The organism is Methylobacterium sp. WL116 (assembly GCF_008039455.1).
In the GTDB taxonomy this organism is placed as follows: domain Bacteria; phylum Pseudomonadota; class Alphaproteobacteria; order Rhizobiales; family Beijerinckiaceae; genus Methylobacterium.
This window is the reverse complement of record NZ_VRUV01000671.1, coordinates 1-2,103: the sequence shown is the minus strand read 5'-3', so window position 1 is coordinate 2,103 and position 2,103 is coordinate 1. Positions and strand designations below refer to the sequence as shown.

At 70.5% G+C, this 2,103-nt stretch carries 1 protein-coding gene and 1 pseudogene; one reads left to right on the top strand and one right to left on the bottom strand.

Features of this window, described 5'->3' with window-relative positions:
- Positions 1-338 (bottom strand): annotated as a pseudogene (locus FV223_RS26055) (hypothetical protein); the annotation flags it as partial.
- Positions 339-646: 308 nt separating this feature from the next.
- Between FV223_RS26055 and zwf the strand changes: the two are divergent.
- Positions 647-2,103: glucose-6-phosphate dehydrogenase (zwf, locus tag FV223_RS26050; RefSeq protein WP_147729648.1), on the top strand; the 1,457-nt coding region annotated here is incomplete at its 3' end.

Below are 2,103 nucleotides of genomic sequence, written 5' to 3'. Positions count from 1 at the left end.
GCACGTCGCTTAGCGAGATCTTCAAATGGGACCATCATCCTCACGGTGTCGCCGCCGGTCTTCGCGCGGCGCAGGGTGCCGAGGTCGTCCGGCAGGGACAGGGCGCGGTTCAGCATCTCGTTGCGGGCGCAGGCGCCGGCCTTGAGCAGCTGGCCGAGGCCGCCGCCCGAGCGCGACCCGCAATCGGTCACGAGGTAGCTCGCCGCGAACAGCGCGATCGGGGCGAGGAACAGCACGAGCTTGAGCAGCCCGAACACCCGCCCGATCGCGCTCCGGCGGCGGGGCCGCGCGTCCTCCCAGTCCGCGTCGCGATCGAACCGCTCGTAACCCTGCTGCATGGCCGGACCGACCTCCCGGAGACCCGCGTGCGACCGCGCGAAGACCGGCGGCGACACCGTGAGGATGATGGTCCCATTTGAAGATCTCGCTAAGCGACGTGCTTAACGGCACCGGATCCGCCGCATCCGTCCCCGCCCGCCGCTTCGCCGCCCTTCTCGGCCGCCCCTCTCGGCCGCTCCTCGGCGAAGCCGTCGCGAACCTTGGCGAAGCAATTGCAAAGGCCTAAGCCGCGGGGTGTGATCGGGCCGGCGGCGCGAGCCGCCCGCCGGCGGACCGCCACGCCGCCGCATCGAACCGGGAGCAGCCCTTGGCCACCATCATTCCCGTCGCCTCCTTCGACTACGTCGTGTTCGGCGCGACCGGCGACCTCACCACCCGCAAGCTGCTGCCGGCCCTGTACCACCGCTACAAGGACGGCCAGATCCCGGCCACCTCCCGGATCATCGGCGCCTCGCGCTCCGAGCTCGCGGTCGAGGCGTTCCGCGCCCGCACGCAGGACGCGCTGAAGCGCTTCGTGGCCCCCGACGACCTCGACCCGGAGACGCTCGCCGCTTTCCTCGACCATCTCGACTACGTCGCGGTCGACGGCGCCGGCGACGACGGCTGGACCGAGCTCGTGGCCAAGCTCGACGAGCGGCCGGACCAGGTGCGCCCGTTCTACCTCGCCACCTCGCCCGACCTCTACGGCTCGATCTGCCGGAACCTCGCCAAGTTCGGCCTCGTCGGCCCGAAATCCCGCGTCGTGCTCGAGAAGCCGATCGGCAAGGACCTGACCTCGGCCCGCGCGATCAACGACGCGGTCGGCGAGGTGTTTCCCGAGGAGCAGATCTTCCGGATCGACCACTACCTCGGCAAGGAGACGGTGCAGAACCTGCTGGCGCTGCGCTTCGCCAACACGATCTTCGACCGGCTCTGGACGGCCGACGTGATCGACCACGTCCAGATCACGGTGGCCGAGACCGTCGGGGTCGAGGGCCGGGCCGGCTACTACGACACGTCCGGCGCTCTGCGCGACATGCTGCAGAACCACATCCTGCAGCTGCTCTGCCTCACCGCGATGGAGAGCCCGCTCAACCTCGACGCCAACTCGGTGCGCGACGAGAAGCTGAAGGTGCTGCGCGCCCTCAAGCCGATCACCGCGGGCGACGTGCAGCACGTGACGGTGCGCGGCCAGTACGTCCAGGGCGCCGTCGACGGCAAGCCGGTGGAGGGCTACCTCAACGAGCTCGGGCACGACAGCCGCACCGAGACCTTCGTCGCCTGCAAGGTCGAGGTCCAGTCCTGGCGCTGGGCCGGCGTGCCGTTCTACCTGCGCACCGGCAAGCGGCTGCCGCAGAAGCTGTCCGAGATCGTGGTGCAGTTCCGCGCCGCGCCGTTCTCGATCTTCCCGGAGGAATCGTTCGGGCGCGAGCCCAACCGCCTCGTCATCCGCCTGCAGCCGCAGGAGGGCATGAAGCTCGAGGTGATGACCAAGGATCCCGGCCCCGGCGGCATGCGCCTGCGGCCGACCAACCTCGACATCTCGTTCGAGGAGACCTTCAAGCAGCGCTACCCCGACGCCTACGAGCGCCTGCTGATGGACGTGGTGCGCGGCAACGCCACCCTGTTCATGCGCCGCGACGAGGTCGAGGTCGCCTGGGCCTGGGCCGACAGCCTGCTCAAGGCCTGGGCCGACCGCCGCGAGCCGCCGCGCGCCTACCCGGCCGGCAGCTGGGGCCCCACCGCCGCCATCGCCCTGATCGAGCGCGACGGGCGGACCTGGCA